The following is a 24,371-nucleotide window of genomic DNA, read 5'->3' as shown; positions in this document are numbered from 1 at the left end:
TCACCGGGCAGTTTTACTGGCCACCAGCGGGCACATCAACTGGCCGCCCGTGGGCAGAAACTAATGGCCATTGACATGGGGTGACACTGTGCAAGCCTCAACCTGCCCTGGCCAACTGTCAGGGTTGAGTCTAAGAGCACGCGATGAAGGTGTGTAGAACTGCTATCCCGACCCTATTCTGACGGCTTTTACCTTCTATCGTGACGTCAGGTTGGGGTGTAGCCCTGTTTCACATGATGGCTGGGAAGTAACGCTCGGAGTGGAATTGGGTGGACCGGACGGAGGCACTGCCTGACACTCCATCACGGGTGGGAGTTCCAACGGGACAGAACAGTCTTTCGGGTGTGGGACGCTGAAACACTCTTGGACAAGCTTTTCGAGACGTACGACCGGGTGCCCGCAGATTACTCGTTCACAGATCCCGTTGACGCAGGTCTGGGTGCTGGACGAGGACGGGTGAGTTCTTCCGTCACGCTCGCGGGTCCGTAAAGATTTCTTCGGACTAGTTTCACCGAGGGGGCGCTGAACGAGGCAGGGGAGGACTGTCTCGTTAGTGCTGCAATGAGGTAGAGGAGAGGCGCCACACTAGGTGTATCTCCTAGCCGTTGGGCCGTGGCAGTGGGCGCGGTTGACCATCGAGTCAACGCTTACCGCCCACGCGATGTCTCCGGCCATTCGGCCACACGCAGCAGTTTGGCGTGGATCCAGTCCGACGTGCTAGTCGTCGTTCGGTAGATGCCAGCCATGCTCGCGATGCCTGAGTTCCTGTGGCTCTGGGTTTTCGCGGATGTAGGCATTGTTCATACGGTCCGCTATCTCGGCGTTGTAGCGGTGCAACTCGTTGTAGAGGTGGGCTTCACCGGAGACGTAACGCTGTCGTAGCGCCTCGTGCTGTTCGTCGAGTTCCCTGTCGGACAGCGGACCGAGGTCACCAAATGCGCGTTTAGTGCCATCAAAAATGCCCATGCATAGATGCTGTCACATTGGGGGCCATCCAGGCATGATCGCCAGTTACCGCACCCCTCGACCCGGTGTCAGATTATTGTCCGAAGACTGACTGGCGGGCGGTTGAACTGTCTCTCAGCCGTTGTCGGGAGTTCCTTCTTTGGCCGGTACGCCATTGAGGGATACGAGCTCAAGAAGAAGCGTCTCCGCCCACCTTGAGTCCATCATCTGTGGGCGATGGTCCGTATACATGTCGACGCAGTACATAATGACGAGCTTGCCCTGTTCCGTTATGCCACAAGCGGCACACGGTCCTGTTGCTTGTTCAGCGCAGTTGGTGCACAAGGCCACAGGAGACCTCCCTATAGGTTGGTCGCCACTTCATACGAAAGCGGCAGTCCAACAGTACTAGCTGCTTTCGCGTGTTTCAAGATTCTGAAGTTCGCGTATTGGCGTATTGCGTGCATTGCAGTAACGTTGCACTCGTACAGGCTCCAATCCGCCACACCGCCGCATCCAACCGTGTCGCGAACGTGTGAATGCATGGGATTTGGTCAGCTCAGCTAGAAGAAGAGGTGTTGAAAATGGCTAGGGATGACAAGGGGAACACCAAAGATGCCGCTGGTGACGATGCGGAGGAAACGGTGATGACATCTCTGAGGATCACGAAGAACCAGGCTCGATCGCTGGAACTCGTTTCGCAATTAACTGGGCGCACTAAGGCTGACATCCATCGACAAGCATTGGATGCCTTGTTTAAGGAGATGACCAGGCCTGAGGCTGTCGAAAAGATGATGAACGCCCACAGGGAGAATCTCGAGCGAAAGCAAGCTGAGCTGAAGAATGCACTGCCTACTAACTAGCTAGTGCGGTCACGGAAAGCCCTGGAGTTACGACTCCGGGGCTTTCGTCTGTACTAGAGCAGATGTGAAGTAATGCCGCATTGCAATAATGCGGCATTACTGCTCTAATATTCTCAGGGGTGCGAGCGGGTCGCACTTCCGGGGATGAAAGAGGGAACAAAATGTCTGAGTTGACAGAGATCCAGCGAGAGTCGGTGCAACCCACGCTTACTTCACCATGGCTTCAGCGTCTCGTGGCGGCGCTTGTCGCCATGGTTATCGTGACGGGAGTGGCCCTCACGGGGGCAGCCCCGTCCCAAGCGGCGCCGGCGGCCGCTAGCGTTGGATACTCCGTGGCGCAGTCAGTGCCTACGAACGACACGTTGCAGAAGACAGCAGCGTTCACGGGGTGCATCTTCGCAGTCGGGATTCCGGTCGGTATTGCCTGGGAGATAGCTTTCAACCCTGCAGTCGCCGCCTGGGCAATGAAGCGTGGTCCTATGCCCCCTACGGTTGGCGGCTCGGTGGCACGGTGGGTAGCCTACGCACAGTGGGCTTGCCGTTACGCCGGTATTCCCGGCTTTTAGATTCGCCTTCTCACAAAAGAGGGGCGGGAGATGGGTTTCCACCTCCCGCCCCTCTTTTCTTTCCGCGAACAGCTGCCGCACTCCTTGGCCTTACTTCTAGGCTTGGCTGCTGGGTGAGAACGTCTGGGAACCACCCTGGGGCCTTCTTGGGTTCCAGGTACTCGGAGTTGCGGTGTCGCATTTGCGGAACGGCCCAAGCGGGTGCAGGAGAACGCTCATGCCGGTGGCTCCGTCGAATCTGAGCTCAATGGAGCAACGGTATGAACGGCGGCCTCGTCGGTTGTGGGGTCGGTGGTGTCTGGCTTCCTGGGAGGGTGGTTGCGGAGGTAGGTAAAGGGGTTGGCTGCGATTTCACTGAGGACGTGGCGGGCGTGGCGCTGGTATACCTGCCCGGCTGCTGTGACGCGGTGGCTGGCCCAGGCCTGACAGGCGTTGTGTCCCGCGGAGTTCATTAGGCGCGGTTGGACGTGGGAGAGGGCTGCTGCGGTGTGGCAGCGGGCCTGTTCCCGGGGGTTGAGGTCGTGGGCGATCTCGGTGCCGGTGCGGGCTTCGACGTCTGCGTGGGAGGATTCGATGAGCTCCAGGAGCGTTGTGAGGGGCAGGTCATCGGCGGCGGGCAGGCGGGTGATAAGGGCTGCCCACGCGGTCTTGGTCGTCATCGTTCGTTCCTAGGCGTCGAAGTGGAGTGTGATCGTGCGGTTGCCTTCAGCAACGCCGGGGTCAAGGGCTCCGTTGGGCAGGCGGTCTTCCTTGAATCCGGGAAAGTCGTTTCCGGCCCCGATGGGCTTGAGCCGTGCGGGATCGGCCCCGGCCGTCACGGCCAGGGCACAAACGGCTTGGGCGCGGGCGAGGGAGAGCTTTTCGCGAGAATCCTGGGTCCCGGCTGATGCGGTCGTTCCGGTCACGGTTACGGTCCCCCCGGGGTTGTCGTCCAACCACTTTTTCAGCTGCTCGCCGGTCGCTTGGGCTGCGGCGAGGTCGCGGAATGCTGTGCTGTCCGGGAGGAAACCGAGTGCGCTGGCGTTATTGAATGTCTGGGTTCCTCCTGCCGTGGGGAAGTGCACGGCAGGCTGGTCAGCGCGGGGGACGGGCCGGATGCTGTGCCCTCCGGCGGCACGGGTTTCGGTAGCCCCGCTGGCGGGTCCGGGGTGGAAGGATGCCTTGGCGCCCGCGGTGGTGAGGATGCTGTTGTAGATGTCCTGGTAGTTCTGCCGCTGCGGCCCGGTCAGGGCGGGCTGGGTCCCATGTTGTTCGCCCAGTCCGTACCAGTGCACGGTACGCCCGGCCAGGGCCGGCATGGCCTTGAAGGCTACGAGTTTCGCTGTCACTTCTGCCGGGACGGCGGTGGCCAAGGACACGTCGGTCAGGTCCAGGGGCGCCTGGTCGGAAAGCCCCGGGCCGATGGCCGCAATGGTTGCGTCAGGCGTGTCGGCGGTGAGCCGGCTGGCCTCTTCCAGGGCTGCGATGGGATTGTCGCCGTTGGCCTGGGCCTCGATGCCGGAGATGGTGCGGCTGACGGTGATCTTAGCGTTGTTGATGTCATTGTCCTTGCTGGCGGCTCCGATCGTGTAGACGCGCGGTGCCTGGATAACGGAGGGCTCTCCGTCTTCGCGGATGATGCTGATGGGTTTGCCTGCCTCGATGCTCTTACGGACCATGCAGGCGACCTCGGCCGGCAGGGCCGGGGCGGCATTGGAGTGCGCGGCGACAATGATGGACAAGGCCGTGGGCTGGTCGCAGTCGGTCTGGGCGCCGATGGCGGGCCCATCACATGCCGTGAGAGCGAACGCGGCCAGGATTCCGGTGACGGTGAGGGCTGCGGGGGTGGTGCGCATGATGTTCCTTCTTTCATCAGGGTTTGTGGTGCTGGTGATTCTTTTAGGGTTTCCCCCGAATCTGTGCGCGTTCGGATTGGTTTACGCGGGCCGGAACCAGCGCACGGTGCGGTCTTCTAGGAGGCTCGGGGAGGCTTCGGGGGTTTCGGCAGCGGTGGTGATTTCTTCGCTGGGAGCCGTCGTATCCAGAGGTGCCGGGTTGGAGAGTCCATGGCTGATGACAGTGATGACGGTGCAGGGGTTGTCGGCGGACTGCAGGACAGCGCGGTCCAAGGCCGCGAGGAGATTTTCCTTCTCCCTTGTGGTGGTGGAGACAGCGCGGGCGAGTGCTTTTTTCGCGTTGTTGATCTGGTGATCATCGGGGGAGATATGCACGGTGGTGTCCTCTTCATCTGTGTAGCTGACGCGTCTGGTGGGCCCTGTCACTGGGGAGGGGTTTCCCCTGCTTGGTGAGGCGCGGGCTGCCTTGGGTCCGGCCCGGGTGGCGTCCCGGGCCGGACCTCTGGGGCTTATGCAGCTTTTTCGTCGAGTTCGCCGTGCACTGCTGAAGGGGCGAGCCCGGTGGCGGTGTCCGCGTGTTGGTCTTGGGCAAGTGGCCCGGAACCTTCCGCAGGAAGCACCGTTGTTTCGGATGCCGGGGAGGCGCTGGTGGGGGCGGCTTCTTCGGTGGCCGTGGTGCCGGGTACCGGGATGCCAGGCAGGGATATCCCGGGGCGGGGGAGCGCTGGGGCGTGGCGTGTGTCGCTTATGGCTGCGTTCCAGGCCGGTGTGGCGCCGGGTTCGCCCAGCAGGGCGTCTTTCCCGGTCCGGTAGTCGGCGTCGGCGATTTCCAGCTGGGTTTTGAAGATCTCGGCCTGCAGCTGTTGTGCGTAGGCCAAGGCGTCCTCGTCTGCCCAGAGCCCTTGTTCGGTTCGGACCTGGTCTAAATAACGTTCTTCGACGGCGACCCCGACGGCGTTGGCTTCGGCCTCGATCTTCCGGAACAGGAACTGTCCGGTTGCGTCATCGATCCCGGCCGCGTGGGCACGGACCTGTCGGACGATTTCGATGAGGTAGTCGGCCATAGTCGGGATCGCAATCCTGGCCAGATGGGGCGAAGAGCGCCAGTAGCGGCTGTTGTGCGGGTCGGCGGGTTCACCGCCGAAGTGCTCATAGCCGGGTTTGGGTGGTTCGTTGGATGGACGCTGGCCAAACAGGTTGTCGAAGATGCTCACGAGGGGACTCCTTTATCTTTCGGTGGGTGTGTTGCGCTGGTACCGGTTCAGGGTTTCCCCCCGGTGGTGCCAGCCGGTCCGCTGGCACCTGGCCCCCTGTCAGCACGGGCCAGGTGCCGACGCGTGGATCAGACCGGCTCGGGGCCGGGGTCGGGGTCCACGATGCTGAGCCTGGAGGGCCGGCCCTCCCACTGCTCCGGCGCCCAAACCGGCGGCCCACCGGCCACGGATGTGCCGGGCCGGGCGGCGTCCTGGTCAAGATCGAGGTGCTCGGTCAGTTCGGCAATGACAGGAGCATCCGGGTGACGGCGGGTAATGGCCCGGGCATAGACGTTGATCCGGCGGTTGGTGTGCCGACGGCATTCGGCGACCCGGTCCTCAAGAACGGACTCGGCAAGGACAAGACGCTCGCCGAGCACAGCAAGTCGCTCCAACGCGTCGTTGTACGTTTTGGCAGCAGCCCCGGCTGCTGAGGCTGCTGCAGCGGCGCCGGCCTTGGCGGTTGCGTCGAGGATGTCCTTTTCCCGCTTCCGCCGGGCGGCCAGTGCGACCGGATCTGCCTGCTGTTCACCCGGTCCGCGCGGCACGGCCGGGGCCGGAGGAGCGGCAGCACTTTCCTGGGCAGCCTCCTCGGCAGCAGCGGCTTCCTCCTGCGCGATGCCTATAGCCTCCTTCAGCCGGGGGATACGGGCCTGCAGGGCGGCTTTCTCGGTACGCAGTGGATCCACAATGCGGTTATGCGTAATGGTCTCCAGATCCTTGGACGCCCGGTACTCGTTACGGCGGGCCACTGCCCACGGCGTTAACAGCACCGTCCGGATGACTTCGTCGGTGGGGGGTTCCGCCTGTGTAGTGGATAGGTGGCGGGAGTCCGCTCTCCCGGCCCAGTAATCCAGGATGCGCTCCACGAGGGTGTACGCGGGGGAGGGGGTCCTTTCGCGCAGGTAGAGCTCGATGTCGGTCAGGCCGGTGTTCGGTGCGGTGTTCATGGCGGTGCCTTTCTGGTTGGTCAGTTCTGGTGGGTGGGTTGCGTGCCGGTCCAGCAGCGTCCGTGGAAGGTACAGGTGTAGCCGTGGGTGCAGCGGGCACAGGCGCTGGTACCGTAGGTGGGCCATACCCCCGGGCAGCCTTCGCCTAAGGGACACCGTGTTGTGGCGGCGCCGCAGTGCCGGCAGGCCGGGCCGGGGCCGGTCATTTCTTGTCCTCAGAGGAAGCAGGAGCCGACGCCTCGGTGCCAGCGGTGCCAGAGTTTTCAGCCCCGTTGTTGTCGCGATGGGCCGCGCCGGGGCGGTAACGCGTGTCCTCGTGCGGGATCAGGGTCATGAGAGTCGCAGTGGGATCTCCGATGATCTCGGCCTGAGCGACGATGGAGGCTTCCTTGGCGGCGTCGCAGATCGCCAGGGTCCCCTCGTGAGCGTTTTTCCGCTCCTGCTCCAGCGTGTTGCTGATGTGGTGCACGCGGCGGGCGAGCAGGTTTCCATGCAGGACAGACTGCGCCGCTGCGTTTGACCAGAGCTTCAAAAGGCGGGTGCGTTCGCTGAGTCCTTTGAGCATGCGGCGCAGGTCGGGATCTCCAAGGTCCTTGGCCTTGTGGATGAGCAAGATCCCGGTGGCCAGGAAGATCACGAGCATCACCGCTCCGAGGCCGAGATCGGAGAGCGTGGCGTTCCGCATGATCCTGTCAATCTCCTCGGGTGTGGCTCCATCGGGGATTTCGGGAATCTTTATTTGTGAATGCACCATCCGCATGAGCGCCAGTCCGATGCCGATGAGGGCCCAGACCCCTGCCAGGATCCAACCCCAGCGTTTGCGGGGGGCGTGGTGGATGACGTGGCCGGCGAAGAACGCGCAGGCGCTGGCGACGGAGACCGCACCGACGGCGGCGAGATACGCCAGGAAGGTGACCCCGACCAACAGTTTCAGGACATCGGCGGCGAAGATCGCATCGGTTGCCGCTCCGAGGACTGTGATGGCCAGCGCGACGGCGGCGGCAACATACCAGTCCTTCTGGGTCCAGCTGGCCAAATGGCGACGGTGATTTCTCGGGGGCGGGATGGCGGGGACTTCCCGGGGTTCTTCAGGACGGGGTGCGAGGGCAGTGGTGGTCATGGCAGGTGTCCTTTTCTTGTGGGCGTGGTCAGAGACCGGTCGTAGTGGCCAGTGTCGGTGTCAGGGCTGGGGTTGTGGGGGTGGTCGCGGTGGCAGGGGTCGGGGTCTGCTGGCCGTTGCCGGCTCCGGTTGTGGGGGCCAGGAGGAGCAGTACGAGGGCCAGCAGTGCTACCAGCAGCAGCACCGCACCCGTGACGAAGATGATGGCCGCCCTGCGCTGCGTCGCTGTCTTTCCGCGCAGGTGCGGCGGGAGGGGGCCGGGCAGCTGGTACGAGAGGGTCTCGGGATTGCTCATGGTTCGGTTTCTCCTTCGTAGTTTCTTTCTGTGCCCGGATCAGGGTTTCCCCGTGCCGGTTTTTCCTGCTGTGCCCCTGACAGGGTTTCCCTGTCAGGCGCTTCCACCCTTCGGGTGCTGCCCAGGACTGGGCCAGAACCCGAAAGGGGGCGGCTCAGGCGGCCCGGGAAGCAGTGATGGTGGCGTGTCGGGCCTGACGCGCCATGGCGTCCACGGCTTGGTTCAACGGGTGCCCGTTATGTGCGCGCACCCACCTAATGTCAATGGCACGCCCGCTCCGCTCGGCATGGATCCGGGCGGCAAGACGCCGCATCCGCGCCTGGGCGGGGACGGCAGTACCATTGGCAAAGGCGACCGCACCCTGGCTGTCAGAGAGCACGAGAACGTCCTTGCCAGGGCGATGAGTGATCGCAGCATGGATGGCATTCATCTCGGCCCAGGTGATGTCCGCGGTTCCAGGGAGTTGGTCTTGCCATACAGTCCCGTCGCTGGCGACCGCGGCGATCCCAGCCCCGGCCTTTCCAGGGACGATAGAGGCATCGGTAGCGATGACGGTCCGGTGCTCGCCGGTGAACTGGTGGAGGGCCAGCCGTGCAGCGGCAGCGCTGGCGTTAAGCGTGACGCTGTTGGCGCGGCAGGCTGCTTGGGAGGCCGTGATGGACAGCTCGGGGTCGGCGGTTGCGGTGAGTTTCAGGCGGTGGAATGATCCCTGCACTGCGGTGACTTCCCGGCGGAGCTCCTGATCATCGATGAACAGGTAGATCAGGCTGGCGTTGGAGTGCTGCAGGATGTAAGCGAGGGCATCGATGCGGGCGGCGGCAGCGGCGTGACGTGCGTTGCCGGTAGGGCTGTATCCCCGGAACAGCTCGAGGCAGATTTTGCCATCCGGTCCGGTATAGGCCAGGGCCGCGGTTGCCATGTGTGTGGTTCCCCCGCCGCGGATCACTGCGGTGTAGGCACCGGAGCCGTCCCAGAGGCAGGGCACGGCGGGAAGGACCGGACGGATGGCCAGGGCCCGGAGTGCCCTGGCCGTCCACCGGGCAATGGCGGAAAAGGCGTCGTGAACAGCGATGGATCGCTTGGGCTGCTGCATGGTGGTTCCTTCCCTTGCGGGCCCCGTCCTTTTAGGCGCCCGTGTACCTGTTGCAGGGTTTCCCGGCACTCCCGGTAAGGCAGGCGTTGTCCGAAATGGGTTTTGGCCTAGCGGATGGTGGCGGTGATGTGTGTGGGGGAGGCTCCGATGAGCTCGACCGCTAGATCGGGAATTAATGCTGCCGAGCAGAGATCAGCGCCGAACGACGTCCCAGCGTGTCTACCGTCCGCGCGGCTGCGGGCGTCACCACGGAGGTGTCGTCAACAGCGCCGACTCACCCGCTATGTAAAGGAACGGGCCGAGGAGAAACAGGCTGCGGGAGGACAGGTCGTGGCGACCCTGCCGGCTACACTCGAGCAGCCAGCGAGTCTGGCCGGCGCGGTCTGGGCCGAAGCCTAATCCTTTGCGAATGAGCGCCATGCCGCCACCGAAGAGCTCTCGGGCGGGAAAAGGAACTGAATGAAGAGGTGGCCGAACTCGTCGCCCGCCTCGGCAACATGACAACCGAAAAGGAGTCCGCCGTCTCCGAGCTGGGGGTCAAAGATCGAGGATCTTGAACGCCAGCTAACAACTGTCGTTGACAGACCGAACAGGCCGGGTCGGTTGGCATGAAGCAACGGCCGAAGCCAGCAGCCACTTGCGCGGCGGCCGCCCAGGCCCGCGCAAGGCACTCCAAGAAGCCCATAATGAGCTGCTGTCGCGCATCACCCCTGGCAGCCGCGAAGCACTGAAGAACCCGAGGGCTGATTCTTTTAGCCGGGGCCCTTTGCCAACGGACGACAGCCTTTCTCCCCGGCCTGCGCCCGCACACTGGCGATGTAGTCCTCGACCGTCCATCCGATAGACTCAGCGGCCTTGGCCACGGACGCGCGCTGCTGCCGGAAGCCGAGCAGTACCTCGGCGTAGGCGCATTGGCAGGATTCAGCGAGATAGATCGTTGAGCCGATGCTGTCGTATCGGCCCCTGGAACCGCTGCCGGCGACGGCTCTGATGGGCAGCGGGCCAACGAAGGAGTTCTTCCTGACCGACAACCCGCCGTAGTGGTCCTTGGCCGCCCGGAACGAAATCTCCCCGGCAGCCCTCACAAGAGTCAGTCCCGTCAAGTCGCACTGGCGCACCTTGGCGGTGGTGATCATGCGGCGAAGGTGTCATTCACGAGCGCTTCGGCCGCCCCTAAAACCTCGCGGGAACGCTGCTGCTGGCACCTCCGCGGGTGCCAGGAAATCCTGCCGGTACCCGCCCCCAAACGGAGCAAACAGCACTGTGTGAGGCGCCACGGTGAACCCTGATGACACGATCCCGGGGCGGGCCGCAACTCGCCGACACGCTGTTTCCGCGGCCCGGTCATTCTTCACGACGTAGCCGTCAAAAGTCCCACTCCCGGTTCTACTGGCCGTGCTGCGTCCTCCCGGGGACGGAGCCATGCCCGCAGAGCGGCGCTTTCGTCACGGTCCCGGCCCACCACAACACAGGCAAAAAAGGGGGAAAGCCTGTATCAGACGTAGACACACCCTGCAGCCGGCAGGGCACCAACACCAAAGAGACGAAACCAGAGCAAGAAAAGGAGGATGCCATGTACAGCGTCGGACCCATCGGATGGTGGATGCGCATGTGGTGGGGAGCCCAGTACTTCACCCCCGTCATCGCCTAAATCCCAGAACCGGCCGGGTGCCTCGCAACTTGGGGGAGGCACCCGGCCCCCAAAGTGGCCCCGGCCGGAACCAAAGCCCCATAACCGCCGGGGCCTCGAGCACCAACCACCGAGCCGTAACAACAAAACGAAAAGGAACGAACCATGGCCAGCTGCAAGAAGTGCCACCGCACCACCACCGATTGCCCCGGCTGCAACGGCGGCCGCAACACCCACGGCATCGTAGGACGCCTGACCTGCTCGAAGTGCAACAACACTGGCCAGCAGTGTCCCGAACACGGAGCCCACTGGAAATAACCGTCAAAGCAGACCCGTCCGTCTCCTTGTGGCACGTCGCCCCGCGGGCGACGTGCCACAAGGAGATTACAAGCGTCCAACGTCAACTGAACAGTGCGAAACAGCAGCAGTGTCCTGGAAGCGCACCAACAAACCCCGCACGTCCTTTCAGAAGGAGACTTTCCACCATGTCCGATTGGAACGACGTCTTGAATGTCCTCGAGTACGACTCAGCCATCCGATCCTGGATCCACCTGTCCGAAGCTTCCCGCACAGTGCAGGCCACTGTGACGACGGAAGGCCACGGCGACGTGACCATGATCATCGAAAACGGCGCTAATCAACTTTGGCTCCAACTCCTCGTCGCTATCTCAGTCAGCCCAGAAGGCCCCATTTGGGAAGCAGCTGGATGGTCCCTTCGCCATGTCCCGGCCGTCGGTCTTATCCAATTCGGAAATGGCATCGCCATCCGCCACGGCGTCCTGCTATCTCACGCCGACGCCCGCGCCATCACTGATGGCATCACCTTGACCGCAACCGCTGCGACCATCCTCTTCCTAAACACGACCAAGTAGCCCCCGAGCCTTCACTGCCGGCAACGGGGGCTCACGTCGCGCGATGGGCCGACATCAGGCGACCACGCAAAACAGTCAATTACAATCGCAGCAAGCAGCACAGAAACGGGGGACGAAATGGCGCTGAGAGACGATGTTCAGCTCAGCGATGAATCAGACTCGCAGTTGCCGGAGCCGCTAGGCCCGGCGAAGAGTCCGAAGGGTCGCGTCACACAGATCGATACCAGTACCTTCCGAAAAATTGCGGAACACGATCTTAGACAAGATCGGCGGGACAAGGCACTAGCCGACATCGAGGCAGGAGCTTTGGACCTGACCTTTCACGAAGCCGCTGACCTCATGGCAAGGGCGCTGGCGGAATATTTCGCCGGGCAAGGACACCCGCACGGAATCTACACCGAACTGCCGGGGGAAATTCGCATCAAGGCCACCGAGGGAGACAGGGCCAAGTCCGGAGCAAAGGTACTTCCCTGCAATGTGGCCTTCGAGGCAACGCTCGGAAAACTACGCACTCAGCGGATCCGGGCAGGCATAAAAGAAGCTATGGCAAAGATATCCGCCCATCGGGACGAAGCTGGCAGGCGGAAACTGCGGCAACAGTTGACCTTTTTCAATGACAAGAAGATCAACTACAACAAGATCGGCGCCGGCAACGCCTTTACCGTGGCCGACGCAATTCAACATGTGATCGACAGGGTTGCAATTGCCGCCGACCGCGGCCGCCCGCCGACACTCGCGCCGGATATCCTTTCGCGGATTGAAGCTGCCAGGGCTGCCGAGTCCTACACGGCTGATCTGGAACTCACCTCGGTCGCTGCGGCTGCTCTCCCAGCGGAGCACAGTGTGCGAATAGCAAGTCTGCACTACGACAATGGAGGGCCCCTGGAATACCTGCTGCGGTGGAGCGATTCCTTGGGGAACGGAGACTCGCAGGCCCGGCATGACGCTACGGAACTCGCCAAGCAATGCGCGAGCATGGACTACCTCAGCCTGGAGGAACTCGACCGGCTCTCCGATGAAGTAGCCCGACGAATCCACCACCCCTTCGGTCTGCTCAATACTGCCGGCCACGCGGATATGGTCACTGCCCTATATCTGTACGCCGGTGAAGCCCCGCACACTGCCATCAAGCGTGCATGGGCCTACGTCAACGCGTCCGACGCTGCGCACCACCTTCAAGCAGGTAACTACGAACAGCTCGTCACATCCGTCCTGGCTTCGCTGGACAAAACGTTGAGGAAAAATGCTGTCCGCTGGATGCAAAAGGTACAAGTCCGCCCCAGTGCCGTAGACCTGCTTCGGCTCCTGAGCGCCACAGCCGCCCAGGCGGCTGTCGACCCCAAAAATGCTGTCTGGCCGGACGGCTTGATGGATGAGGTGCTTCGCCACTACGGGGTCAACGACGATGAGATTCCAATGGCAGCCGAGCTCTTGAAGGATGCCTTTTCGTTGGCGAGGCCCGAAGGTGACGAAGTGGACTGGTGGGAGCCATCACTTCAATGGAACACCGTCGGCAGCCGTATCCTGCAGCGAATCGCCACCTTTGACTACACCATGAGCGAGGCGGACCTGGAGGACCTTCGGGCTCACGCGAGCCAAACCCTGGCATTAACCCGGCTTACTGAGCTACGAAGCAACCTCGTACGCGCCGAGAGCAGTTTCCCGCAAACCATCAGGGGCAAAGAAGACCGAGGGCACTTCACCCGTCAATCCGTTGAAGCGACCAATAAATGGCTTTGGAAGCAAGGGGGGCTTCAGGCCGCCTCGTTTTTCAAGCGGGTGAAAAACGAGAAGAACGCTCTTTACGGGAAGGTACGCGGCCTCGGACAGAGTAAGGCGTCACAAAGTGATCTGGCGGTTGCAGCTCAGGCCAGACGGAAGGTCGCGCACAGCCAAACATCCAGCGACTGGTTCAGTATCGCCACCGGGAGCGAGGCCATCGCTTTGCTGCGAAAAGACCCCACCCTCGGCTCCGACCGCGGAATACGCCGCGGTGAAGCGCGATCCGCAGCAGACCGATTGCTTAACATCCTCGGAGTGGCCGCTGGCAATCCGGAGAGTCAACCAGCGGACGGCCAAGGGATCGGGGAATGGATCGATGAACAAGTCGAAAGACTCAACGCTCTTGCAGAGGACCTCGACGACTTGATTCACCCGTCCCACTCGACAACTCTGTCCATCCTCCTGGAAGAGACGGTCCGGGCCACAAACAAGGAGGCCGGAAAATGACTACCGACCAAAAACACCTACTGAAGATAGAACCGGGTATCGACTCGTTCCGGGTGGAGTGTCTCGAGTCGGGCCCTGCTCCGACGGTCTCCGTTAGCGCAGGCGACTACATCACGGTCGAGATCGACGTAACCCGAACCATAGCCCCTGTCTCGGTCACCATCCACGACACTGAGCGCGCCGTTGTCAGTCTCTGCGACCTTTTCGGTACTGGCACCGCCCGCGAAATCCTACGTCGTGGAACCTTTAGTCGCCCCGGACAGGCGGACAACAACGCCCCACTGGCCTTCGAACCGTCCTCAGCATGGGACGGGTTACTGGCCGCCGCATATCAAGAATGGTCGCTCTACTGGAATCCGCTGCCACTAGATGGGCCCTTGGTCGCCCTTGACACCATTGCCGCAGCTCACAGGAACTACGCGTTCGATGACTTCAAAACAACCAGAGTCAAAGCGGCCGAGGCAATACCGGCTGCCCGTGCGCTAGAACGAATGCTTGAAGTTGACGCGATAGCTAAAGCTGCGGTGGTGCCTGTGCGCCTCGCCTTGGAAGCACTGCGCCACTATCCGCTACCCAAGACCCCGGAGCCCGAAACCTCTTATACGCTCCCGCTGCCTCTAACCAACGACGGAATAAAAGCCATTCTCGATGCGCCTGCTTCCACCCCTGGACAGGAATTACTGGTCATCGGATCGCCTGACTGGAGACTAACAGGACATGGTTCTGCAGCCAGCGCCGAGGACACCATCCACGTTTCATCTCATATTCGAAACCCCGATGCTATTACCATCACAGTGCCCATCAAACCCACGCCTGGCACCGAATCGACGTATGACGCCACCATCACCGAGCCTTACACCGGGAATCTCATTGCTCACGCCACCCTCCGCCCGGGCCCCCGCGGACTCTTCCGAGGCCATACCATCCCCGTACGGCCCATCCGTCCGACGGATCATGTCGATATCCGGCACCCCGAACTCTTGTCCCACCCTGAACCCAGCCCCGAGCAGCGCAGCGCAGACCGCTTAAAACGGGAGACAGTCAGAAAATACGTTGCCGGCAGACTGGTCCACTCAACAGATGAAGGAGCGATCCACTTAACACTGGCCGAGCTCGCACTTAGCGGACGCCTCCTTGAAACCAGCAGTGAGGCCCCCCTGACGACGAGCGTAGGCAGCCCCTTGATTGAGGCCGCGGTCGATCCGCAAGACGAAGAATCACCACATGGAGGAGGCAAAACCCTCGAGGAGCTTCGAGCTCCGGCCGTGCCCAAGGACGCTTTCAAGCAGCTCCTTTCCCGGGACCAGTTCGTGCTGGCAGCAGCCTCCGACCAAACGGTCCTGACGGGTACGGTCGAGCAGGGCGAGATCACAGGGTCTTGGAGTGTTGATTCCAGTGGCGCCGGAGCTTTGTTCCACGTTGCAATGAATGCACCAAGAAGAACGTACCCTGATCTTTCGCTGGTACGGCTGCGGGTTACGGCCAACGGGGAAACCAGCACCTACTACATTGTTTTCCACTCAACTGACGAAGACCTGCTCTTCGCCGAATTCAACACCCAACTGCCGATCCAGCGGCCCGATATCTTGCTCGATGTCACCCCGATCCAAGCGAATGATTTGGAGCCGGATGCCACCAACGACATCGTCCTCAGTATCCTTGGCTGCAAGGTGGAGGGACGCCGCGCATGGAAGCGGATCGCCGCGTCGCTCCCGAGCGATTCTGCCCCCGTAACAGCGTTGAACTTTTTGCTCGGGCGAGAAAAATGACCGGGCACGAGCACGCAGCCGCCCGGCATCGTCTTAGCAGACAACTCCTCGGGATTGATGGTGGATGGGTAGACATGTGCCGGGAAGCCCTGGCGGAAGGCACCCTGGCCTCTTTGGAGTGCGACTCGAAAACATGGGACGCTTTCGAATCTGAGGTCAGCGGCCCCTTCCTGAATTTTGCGGACGAAGACTCTTCTACGCTAGTAGGCCCTGCCCGGGCCGTTCTAAGCCTGGCGCGCGCGCTTGCCGGTGAAGAACCTGCCGGCACTGCCGTCCTGAGCGCGATGGAGCGGTTTGACAGAAGCGGCCTAGGAAGTCCTTCCGGCTATCGTCCGTCATTGACCACGGGGAATACAGCTCGGACGAAGCTGGAAGCAGTCCTTGTTGCGATTGAAAAAGCCAGTCCTGATCACCCCTCTGCGGCGTTCACCTCACTGTTGGCGCGGTATCTTTCGGGCGAACAACTGAAAGGAATACGAACGGTCGAGGTGCCCGTTCTCTTCGACCAGATGACGGGAGGCAGTGTCGGACGACTTAGAATCAACGAAATCCGGCAAGGGCCGCCAGGAGTTCACCCGTCCCCGCGATCAATGGTGTTCTTCGCCGGCGATCAAGCCTTCGTCCAGGCAATGCGCGATGCTTGGGCCATTTCACCCAAGCTTCGCTCATCGCAGCGCTCGTTCATGTGGGAGTTGATCGATCAGCAGGAACGCCGCCCCTTACGGAACGTAAGCGGATCCTCCCTCGGAGCGGCTTGGTACGTCGCATTTGATGCTCTCAAGTACAAAAAATTCCTAGCGTTAAAAAGCCTGGATCCACACTGCGCGGCAACAGGTGCCCTCGACAACACGGCTTTGGCCTCGGTGACAGGCTACGACAACAAGTTTCGAGCGGCTGCCAGCAACAACTTGCGCGTGGTCTATCCCGCAGTGGATTTCGACGAAGCAGACCCGGCGGCCACCCATTATGCCGCCACGGCAACGCCTGCCAAGGACGCCGCCGAGGCCGTGAAAGCAGTCCGAACAAGGACCAACAGAAAGGGGATCGTGGTCTGGGCAATTATCACGGTTCTGGCATCAGCGCTGATGGCAACTCTCACGACGCAGCTTGAGGCCGCGAACGCCAAAAGTACAGCGGCCAACTTGTTGATCAAAGCCGGTACCCTACGCAACTCGGACCCGAGGCTCGCTGGGCTCTTGTCGATGGCGAGCCAGAAGATTGCACCCAGCTTGGACGCCACAAAGAGCATGCAGGCCATCGCGGATGACAATGACATGGTCGCTGGGTCCTTCCACGCCACCAACGATGAGATCTGGAAAATTGCGGCATCAAAGGGAACTGTCGTCGTAGGCACCCGTGACGGTCACGTTATTGGCTTTGATACGTCAACTACCGAGCAGCTTTGGTCGCTGCAAGCCCCGGCAAGAGATCTGGCTATCTCCCCTGACGGCAAGACGATGGCGCTGATCGACTACTACGACAATGTTGCCATTTATGCACTGTCTGGAAAATCTCCTTCTTTGGTGCGTACCGAACAGCTGACCGGTTCGAACAACACCCGTCAGGTTACTACCCTGCAATTTTTCATCGCCAACGCAGGAACGGATGGAGGGCCTCGCTTGGTCGCGGTCACATCGAGCGGGATTCAGATGTTCAGACTCGACGGCGTCGATCACCAAGACTTCCTGTTCCGGGGTTCCGGTGAACAGGGTCTCACAGCCGTAAGCGCTTCACCATGGGAACATGATTTCACGCTCGGAGATGGGCTGCTCATTGGGTTTACAAACGGAACGGTCCAGTATTGGCGCCCCCAGCAGCCAAGTACCTTGAGTCCGCTTCTTACATCTGTTCAAGACTATTTCGTGGCCGGCGGCTTGAGTTCGACTTCTGGCCTTGTCACGACAGCGAGCCCTGCCGGGGTCATCGACTGGACACGAAACGGAGTCAGTAGCCCGAGCGTCCGCCGGTCAGTAAACGGCACCCTTTTGTCCATGATTTCCCTGAACCAAAGCGAGTGGGATGGCACAGCAAACTACGATGTCGCAGTCTTGGGAGACAACGGGCTGACCGTCTCCGGAATCAACGATTCATTTACCCTGCGACGCACAGATATCCAATCCATCAGCAGCATTCCCAATTCTTCGCTGATTGCCGCGGGAACAAAAGATGGTGAGGTACTGCTCATTGACCCCTTTAACGGAAACAAGGGAAACCTGGGGTACTGGCGGCGCATCGAAGCCGTCTACCGGAATGACGTACTCGCTAAAGTTGTCTATTCGAGCGAAGATCAAGTGGAAAAATGGAGCCTTGATAGCCTGAATACGCCTCACCACTCAGCTGAACAAACATACGTTCTGCCCAATAACGCCAAGTCCCGCCAAATTGCCAGTGTTGCTACAAATGGTGAAGTTCTTGCGGCGTTGACATATGCGGGCGACATCATTGTCTGGAATGTAAAAAGCGCGGAAGTAGTACAGGTTTTACAACCCGAAGACGTGAAACCGTCACAGCAAGATCCTCCCGGCATGCATGCGATCCCTGGTCCTATCTACTTCATCAACAGGGGAAAAACTCTACTTGTACAAGGTCTCAGCACAAGTAGATTCATCTCCACTGTCGACTGGAAGACAAGTGGCAGCGCAGCAAAGCTCAATATAGCCGGCTCACCCTCTTCTGACGGACCAGTCGATGCCTGGCGTGAAAATCAACTGCTTGAACTCGACCCGTCCAACGGTACGGTGCTCAGCACGGTGGCGCTTCAGCGTTACTCTACCCCTGAAGTCTTGGCCGAAAGCCACAGAATTGCAATCGTCGACAATTTGCGGAAGACACTCACCCTGAGGTCCCCTGACGGTAAAGAGGTCATCCATGAGTCCAAATTCGATTCTGGAATACAAGAGGTTTCCTCGAGTCCCACAGGTGTTACATTGGCCGTCGAAACGATGGACGGCCAGGTGACACTACTCGATGCAGCAACTTTTGACGTAATCTCTCGACTTGTCCGCTATCCACTCGGTCAGGTGACTTGGAGTGCCGACGGAAAGTACATTGCCAGGGGCGCTCGACTCTGGCCAGTAGAACCACAGCCGACTCAAGCTGAACTATGCGGCATCGTTGGATCCGACTTTACCCCTGCAGAATGGAGGACATACATAGGGGAATCCACGGCCCAAGTCCCCCTTTGTCCATGAAAACCCCGCTTAAGCGGGGTAAGCAACCCTCGACTGGACTGATCCAAACTTAGCGGGAAGGTGGTGGATGCGGAGAATATTGATTGATGATCTTTCGCACCTTGTGCTGGCTTATATCGCTGCAATTCAGAACCGTGAGGGACAGTTGTCGGTAGAGGCATTAAATGCATACGGCCAGCAGCCAGAGCGATCGTCTACAACGAGATGTATGGGGGCGAAACGGGCCGCCCCGCTTACCAAGCCGGGCCTGCACGCGCCAGACTTCAACATCAATCCGCGGTACATCCTGCCGGGGTAGGCGCGCCTGAACTCACGCCACCAGTAGATCCGCTCGTAGCAGCGCACAGTCCCGGCGGCCACCGTTCAGGTTCGCGCCTGGTGATGGAAACGCATCGGCACACCCGCCGCTGTCGCATCCACTAAAACCTGTTCCACCAGTCAATTTTAGGTACCGGACACGGCAGCCGGCCCCTCGGGTACGGCGCCTCCCCAAGGGAAGACGCCGCACCATTCGCGGGCTAGGAAATGGCCGCCATCAGAGCGGCCAGGCCGCCCACCAAGAGCGCCGCGACGGCGGCAACGAACGCCCAGGCGATCAGCCCGCCCAGGGTGGTTACGGTCAGGCCGCAACGGCTAACCAACGGCACGGCCAGCCACCAAAGGCCGAACGCGCCGCCGAACAGGACTCCAGCCAGGAGGATCAGCAAGAAGAATGCGAGGGTATCCATAAAGCTCCGTAGAACAAGCGGCAGGCCCAGCCGCACGGGGAAGGCCGTTTCAGGCCGTCGCTTACTGTGTGTGCGGCTGATACGCCAGGGTGACAGCGCCCGGGCGAGGGTAGCGTGACGTGACGGAAGACGTGCCGGAATCCCTGAGCCCACCCGTACCGCTGGCCCTGGCAAAAGCCGTTGATTCTGTCCCGGCTGAGGGTGCATTGCCCGGCGGCTTGGTGGGTAGGGCGGCGCATCGGCGGGTACTCCGTGCCGACGACGAAGAGACGGCCGCGCGTTACTACCGTGCAACGTTCGTTAGCTGCTCCTGCGAGAATGGACAACCCCACTTGGGATGATGACGCTGTATTCGATGCCTTCGATGCGCACATGTAGTAGGTGCAGGCGTCGGCGCATCAGATGGAATAGCTTGAAAACTAGCCGCACCTCCTGAGCCGGCATTCAGGAGGTGCGGCTTATTCGCACCCAAAGTAATTCTGGCAATTCCTCAGCGGTGAGGTTATGTAGGGAATTCGAGTTTGTAATCCGCGGCATTAGTGGAAAGTTAGTGAATCAATAAATTAATTCCCCCAAAATGCTACCCCCTGACTTGAACTGGTGATAAAGTAGTTTTATGAGGAAAAAGTGGCAACGCTCAACCTCATATTTAAATCATCTAGAAATGAAAGAAGGTACAAAAATGACCGTGCTGGATAACAACAACGGGAGGGCGGCGACAACGCCGGGGGGCCAGAAGATTTAGGCTTTTGGCGTGATTTGCGGGCTGTTCTCAGGGCGACGATACCCGGAACCGACAAAGGCAGGGGACCGCCGAGCTTGGCTTGCCATCCTGAGCGGGCTGGTAATTCCGGTGGCAATGGGGGCTTTTGCGTATGGGCAGAACCAACTTGGATACGAGGCAAAGACATGGCTTGCTGGTCTATATGTGGCGTTCGTGGCACTCTTTGGAGTGCATGCGGTTCAATCACCTGGCGACATTGCAGTTCGGATGAAGCGAATAATGCCGCTCATCACGATTTCCTGCGGCGTTACTGCCGCCGGGGTGGCAATATTTGCCTTCGTTTTGAAGGTCAACGGCATTATCTAAAAGCTGCTGCTAGAGATAGCACGGAGCCCCGGAAACCAATGGTTTTCCGGGGCTGCTTCTTTGTGCTTGGACAGATGCCGACTACAGACCGGGGGTGTGCAGAAGCGTGAAGTGCAGCCGCCCGACATTCACCCAAAAGCCATACATGGCCCAAGGATTCTGCTGTCGAGAGTGCTTTTCCGTGCGCTCACTGAGGCTCCTTTCAGAAGGAATGGGCCAGGTAAGGGGCCTGGTTGGGGGAGGAGGCCGCGATGAATGAACAGGCCAGTCTTCCTTGCATAGAACATCAACGATTCTGCCGGTCGTTTTCGGATCAGCGGGTCTCTGAGCAGGAGGTCGTTGAGGTCGTCCCGGAGAGCGCAGCGGCGCAGATACCGCGCCGGTAGAACGCACCTTCACTATTGCACCCCGAAAGCTCACGATGTGCACGATTCGCACTTAGAGTCATTACAGCTTTACATAACGTCGGTTATCGGCTGTTAAAAACAGGTGGGGGAGAAGCTTCAGAAGGGGCTGTTTCCGGCCCGTCATTCATGCCGATTTCGCCCGGATCCTCATGTCAAAGCAGCCTGGCCAGGGTTCCGTTCACACCGGCGACGTCCAGAAAGGACGGGTCAAAAAGCTCAGTGGAACCGGTCATATCAGCCACCCACGCGGAGTACTCGTCATGGTCAGGATGAGACGGGTCGGCCAAGGCCTCCATGATCTCCTCGTACCCAGGCAACCCTCCCGAGTCCTCGAGGGGGCCGCGTCGGGCGCCGTCGATCAGCCGGGCCTGCGGCGCCCCTTCGTCGACGGACCGTCGGGACACCAGCTCGAGCCGGTGAAGCCAGCTGTCGCCGAAGTCGTATTCGTAAAACGCCATCCCGGACCCCAGCGCGAACAGCTGGGCCAGAGAAAGATCCTCCTCGGGCCTGTCCTCCGGATCACAGCAATCCTGCTTCGGGAGCCACTGCAGGTCGTCGGGAATCTCGCCATCGACCGGCCGCAGCCGCACAAAGGGCTCCAATGCTATGAACCTGTGCAGATGCATGTCCTCCCAGCCAAAGGCCGCCTGCAAGACCTGGTGCACCCTATCCAGCGTCATGGTGCTTCGGATCTCGAGCTGGCGCCAAATCTCGGGGTCGCTGTCGACGAGCTGGACACGAATCTCCAGAAACGCGTCCTGTCCCAACCCAACGCCATCCTCAGCTTTGCCCATGCAGTTCATTCTTACAGCGCCACAGCCCTACCAGTAAGACGGAGGGCCTCTCCCCCTTTGAGCTGTAGGTTGACGGAAGATCAACTATAGGCTCTTAAAGCAGGTTTGGGGAGGGCTGCGACTCACTGCCAATTCCATCAGTTTTCTCGCGGCTCCGGGAATTAGGGGGCGGCCGGTGCCCGGTTCGCGGCGTTCTCCTCCCGGGGATGTCAGAGCGTAAAGCTAGGCTTGGGATCCAAGACCTCATTACAGAAAGGTGGAGAGCTTGGAACCGGTCCACGCCGACCTTGTCCCGATTGCCTTGGACCGCGCTGATGGCACCTCTTTTGAAAAATTCGTCAACTCTTTCTATCCAGCAATTGCTGGTGGGAACTTTGTTCCCCTTGGCGGATATAAAGACGGGGGCGCGGATGCCTACGAGTCACCCGTCTACGAGGATGTCAACTTTGCCGAGCGCTACTACCAGGCCAGCATCGAGGCGGACATTGAAGGGAAGATCCGTCGAACGGTTGCGAGGCTCTTTGAGTTTGGGAGAAAGCCCAAAAGCCTCGTCTATCTGTCACCCCGTGAAGTCCGATACGTGGATCGAGTGGAACGATCGCTAACTGACGAACTTGATGTCACGATCACGATTCGCGACGGCAACTACATCAAATCGCATGTGAATGATGGGCCCCAGACCATCTCGGCATTTGATGCTTATCTCAGGACCCATACCGACTTTCTAAAGGGTGTGGGAAAGTCCACAATCGTGCCGATATCCAGGCATGTCCAATCACCCGCGGTGTATGTCTTCTTGGCGCAAGAGCTCAACCGCCAGGACGGCGACTTTCAACTCGTGCATGCCATGACGGACGCGCTGATTTTGTGGGCCCTAGAAGGTACTGATCCAGATCGGGCACTGCTTCGAAGCAGTGCGGAGATTCGTAACCGCATTGGGGCAAAACTCCCGGGTGTCCTGCCGCACGTTGAACGCAGGATCGAAAGACGCCTCACAAGCCTGTCTTCAAAGCACTACCCCGGTGGCCGGGCCATCCGCGCTCATAACAAGGAGGGGCTCTACTGTCTGCCATTCGAAACGAGGCAACGTATAGAGGAGGAAAGCGCCTCTGACGAAGCCCTCAGAATCGAGTTCCTGGGAAGCCTTGAAGCTCGGATTCAAAGCACGCCCCGCCCGGGCTTGGGGCCGGTCGGAGCCCGTGACGCAGCAAAGGTTGCCAACCGCGCCGTTCAATTAGCATTCGAAACGCAGGGCCTCGAATTTGCAAGTTTTGTAAGCCGAGGTAAAGACGATACGCGATCCTTTCCTACCATCACTGAAGCAATTCGAGCCGCCCTTGTTGAGCTAGGACTCACCGGAAGCAGAGGCGCCCTGATCGGCGACGCTGCCCTCGGTGCTTTACGGGGCGTTCTTTATGAATCTCATGAAAAGGAGCGGTTATACCTCCATAAACTTTCCCTCACCTACTCGTTACTGTTTACGCTTAATGCTGAGCCGCGATTGGTGGACTACTTCCAGAATCTCGCCGGAGACTTCTATCTCTATGTTGGCAGCGACATCCTGATCCGTGCGCTCAGCGAGTATTTCCTTCCTGATGCGGATCAAATGACTCGCAACACTCTCCGAATGGCAGCGCAGCATGGAGCCAAACTGGTCCTAACACGTCCTGTTCTCGAGGAAATTGCGCATCACCTTCGTGTTTGCGATTGGGACCATAAGAGTTATATTTCACGTCTGCGAGATAATCTTCCATACGAAATCATCCGGGATGTGCCTCGAATACTTTTGCGGGCCTACTTGTATGCACACATCAATACCGAGCTGGGCTTGCGACGACCTCGCAGCTGGCAGGGTTACGTTCAGCAGTTTTGTGATTATGAGGATTTAAATACCGAAACAGTATATGAAGATCTCCGGAAATACCTGTGCAGTGCGTTCAATATGATTTACAGATCTACGGATGATCTCGCCCAGCACTACGATGAAGAGGAAGTTGATCGAGTTGCTTCGGCTCTGGCTCCGTTCAAGAAGAATGAAGACCTAGCCCGGAACGACGCCATTTTGGCATCTGCTGTGTACGGGCGGCGGATCCAACGTAAGGAGACTCATGCAGCGACTGAGTTTGGATTGAGTACGTGGTGGCTGACTGGTGAAACGTCGATTCTGCGTCATACGCGCGACTTGGTCGCTAAGCATGGATCTAGATATGTGATGCGCCCGGACTTCTTACTGAACTTCTTAACGCTCGCTCCTGCCGCGGCAGATGTCCGGACGACCTATCGAAACGTATTCCCGAGTCTTCTCGGTGTTTCTCTTGGTCGCAGGATGGAGGGCTCGGCCTTCCAAGAAGTTATGGACCAAGTTGCCGAAGCGGAATCGTTGGACGATGCACGACGATCAGCAAGAATCGCCAAGATTGTGGACAAACTGAAGAGCCACGTGACCAAGCAGTTCTTGATCGAAGCCGGTCAGGAAAGCTCCTTAGACGCTTCAGCTGCGCGCATGTACGAAGGGGCTTAGGGCGTGCCGCGGTAGACCCTGGGATGTCTTCGATCACGGTGGATATGGACTTGGCGTGGGTGGCGCCCTTCTCACTCCTCAGGTTGACGGAATATAAGCTATCGGCGCTTTGGGGTGCGCGGGGGAGAGTTCGAAAAGGGCTTTTTTTAGCTGCCGACAAGGGTTCTGTCCGATGTGCGGGAAGCTCACCGCGGACCGCTGAGTTCTGGCGGGCTCCCGA

The 24,371-nt window shown here is 60.1% G+C and carries 18 protein-coding genes; 6 read left to right on the top strand and 12 right to left on the bottom strand.

All coding sequences use genetic code 11. From position 1 onward, the window contains the following. Positions 1-717: 717 nt before the first annotated feature. Complete coding sequence (locus PV772_RS19215) at positions 718-966, bottom strand: hypothetical protein (protein WP_347887216.1); 249 nt, start codon at positions 964-966, stop codon at positions 718-720. Positions 967-1,529: 563 nt separating this feature from the next. On the opposite strand from PV772_RS19215, the gene PV772_RS19210 reads away from it, so the two are divergent. Next, on the top strand, positions 1,530-1,808 hold the full coding sequence (locus tag PV772_RS19210; protein ID WP_347887215.1) for a hypothetical protein: 279 nt from the start codon (positions 1,530-1,532) through the stop codon (positions 1,806-1,808). 781 nt (positions 1,809-2,589) lie between these two features. Here the strand turns inward: PV772_RS19210 and PV772_RS19205 are convergent. The 9 genes from PV772_RS19205 to PV772_RS19165 all read right to left on the bottom strand — a co-directional run bounded on the left by PV772_RS19205 (position 2,590) and on the right by PV772_RS19165 (position 10,056). Then, the gene (locus PV772_RS19205; RefSeq protein ID WP_347887214.1) at positions 2,590-3,033 is read right to left on the bottom strand and encodes a hypothetical protein; all 444 of its coding nucleotides are present in this window, start codon (positions 3,031-3,033) and stop codon (positions 2,590-2,592) included. 9 nt (positions 3,034-3,042) lie between these two features. Next, positions 3,043-4,209, bottom strand: coding sequence for an OmpA family protein (locus tag PV772_RS19200; RefSeq protein ID WP_347887213.1), 1,167 nt, complete (start codon positions 4,207-4,209; stop codon positions 3,043-3,045). 81 nt (positions 4,210-4,290) lie between these two features. Next, the gene (locus PV772_RS19195; RefSeq protein ID WP_347887212.1) at positions 4,291-4,584 is read right to left on the bottom strand and encodes a hypothetical protein; all 294 of its coding nucleotides are present in this window, start codon (positions 4,582-4,584) and stop codon (positions 4,291-4,293) included. Between the two features lie 134 nt (positions 4,585-4,718). After that, positions 4,719-5,423, bottom strand: coding sequence for a hypothetical protein (locus PV772_RS19190; protein WP_347887211.1), 705 nt, complete (start codon positions 5,421-5,423; stop codon positions 4,719-4,721). Between the two features lie 128 nt (positions 5,424-5,551). After that, positions 5,552-6,538 (bottom strand): hypothetical protein, encoded by a 987-nt coding sequence (locus PV772_RS19185; RefSeq protein WP_347887210.1) that lies wholly within the window; start codon positions 6,536-6,538, stop codon positions 5,552-5,554. A gap of 76 nt (positions 6,539-6,614) precedes the next feature. Next, positions 6,615-7,532, bottom strand: a complete 918-nt coding sequence (locus PV772_RS19180; RefSeq protein WP_347887209.1) for a hypothetical protein — start codon at positions 7,530-7,532, stop codon at positions 6,615-6,617. 28 nt (positions 7,533-7,560) lie between these two features. Then, positions 7,561-7,827, bottom strand: a complete 267-nt coding sequence (locus PV772_RS19175) for a hypothetical protein (RefSeq protein WP_347887208.1) — start codon at positions 7,825-7,827, stop codon at positions 7,561-7,563. Positions 7,828-7,981: 154 nt separating this feature from the next. Further along, entirely contained in the window at positions 7,982-8,920 is a 939-nt protein-coding gene (locus tag PV772_RS19170) for an RNase H family protein (RefSeq protein ID WP_347887207.1), read from the bottom strand. A gap of 752 nt (positions 8,921-9,672) precedes the next feature. Next, complete coding sequence (locus PV772_RS19165) at positions 9,673-10,056, bottom strand: hypothetical protein (protein WP_347887206.1); 384 nt, start codon at positions 10,054-10,056, stop codon at positions 9,673-9,675. Between the two features lie 979 nt (positions 10,057-11,035). Between PV772_RS19165 and PV772_RS19160 the strand changes: the two genes are divergently transcribed. The 4 genes from PV772_RS19160 (at position 11,036) to PV772_RS19145 (ending at position 18,611) form a co-directional block, all read left to right on the top strand. Continuing rightward, positions 11,036-11,422: a hypothetical protein gene (locus PV772_RS19160; protein ID WP_347887205.1), complete on the top strand. Its 387-nt coding sequence runs from the start codon at positions 11,036-11,038 to the stop codon at positions 11,420-11,422. 117 nt (positions 11,423-11,539) lie between these two features. Further along, positions 11,540-13,651, top strand: a complete 2,112-nt coding sequence (locus tag PV772_RS19155; protein WP_347887204.1) for a hypothetical protein — start codon at positions 11,540-11,542, stop codon at positions 13,649-13,651. After that, entirely contained in the window at positions 13,648-15,420 is a 1,773-nt protein-coding gene (locus PV772_RS19150; protein WP_347887203.1) for a hypothetical protein, read from the top strand. Before PV772_RS19155 ends, PV772_RS19150 begins: the two co-directional genes overlap by 4 nt. Further along, positions 15,339-18,611: a PQQ-binding-like beta-propeller repeat protein gene (locus PV772_RS19145; protein WP_347887202.1), complete on the top strand. Its 3,273-nt coding sequence runs from the start codon at positions 15,339-15,341 to the stop codon at positions 18,609-18,611. The genes PV772_RS19150 and PV772_RS19145 overlap by 82 nt, the downstream gene beginning before the upstream one ends. Before the next feature lie 518 nt (positions 18,612-19,129). Here the strand turns inward: PV772_RS19145 and PV772_RS19140 are convergent. Together PV772_RS19140 and PV772_RS19135 are read right to left on the bottom strand one after the other, a co-directional pair. After that, complete coding sequence (locus PV772_RS19140) at positions 19,130-19,339, bottom strand: hypothetical protein (protein ID WP_347887201.1); 210 nt, start codon at positions 19,337-19,339, stop codon at positions 19,130-19,132. Positions 19,340-20,988: 1,649 nt separating this feature from the next. Continuing rightward, complete coding sequence (locus PV772_RS19135) at positions 20,989-21,630, bottom strand: plasmid pRiA4b ORF-3 family protein (RefSeq protein WP_347887200.1); 642 nt, start codon at positions 21,628-21,630, stop codon at positions 20,989-20,991. A gap of 265 nt (positions 21,631-21,895) precedes the next feature. Between PV772_RS19135 and PV772_RS19130 the strand changes: the two genes are divergently transcribed. Further along, the gene (locus tag PV772_RS19130; protein WP_347887199.1) at positions 21,896-24,151 is read left to right on the top strand and encodes a hypothetical protein; all 2,256 of its coding nucleotides are present in this window, start codon (positions 21,896-21,898) and stop codon (positions 24,149-24,151) included. Positions 24,152-24,371 lie beyond the last annotated feature (220 nt).

Origin of the sequence: Pseudarthrobacter sp. CC12 (assembly GCF_039907755.1) — a bacterium.
GTDB lineage: Bacteria > Actinomycetota > Actinomycetes > Actinomycetales > Micrococcaceae > Arthrobacter > Arthrobacter niigatensis.
Note: the sequence above shows the minus strand (reverse complement) of the source record. Positions and strands in the feature narration are given on the sequence as shown.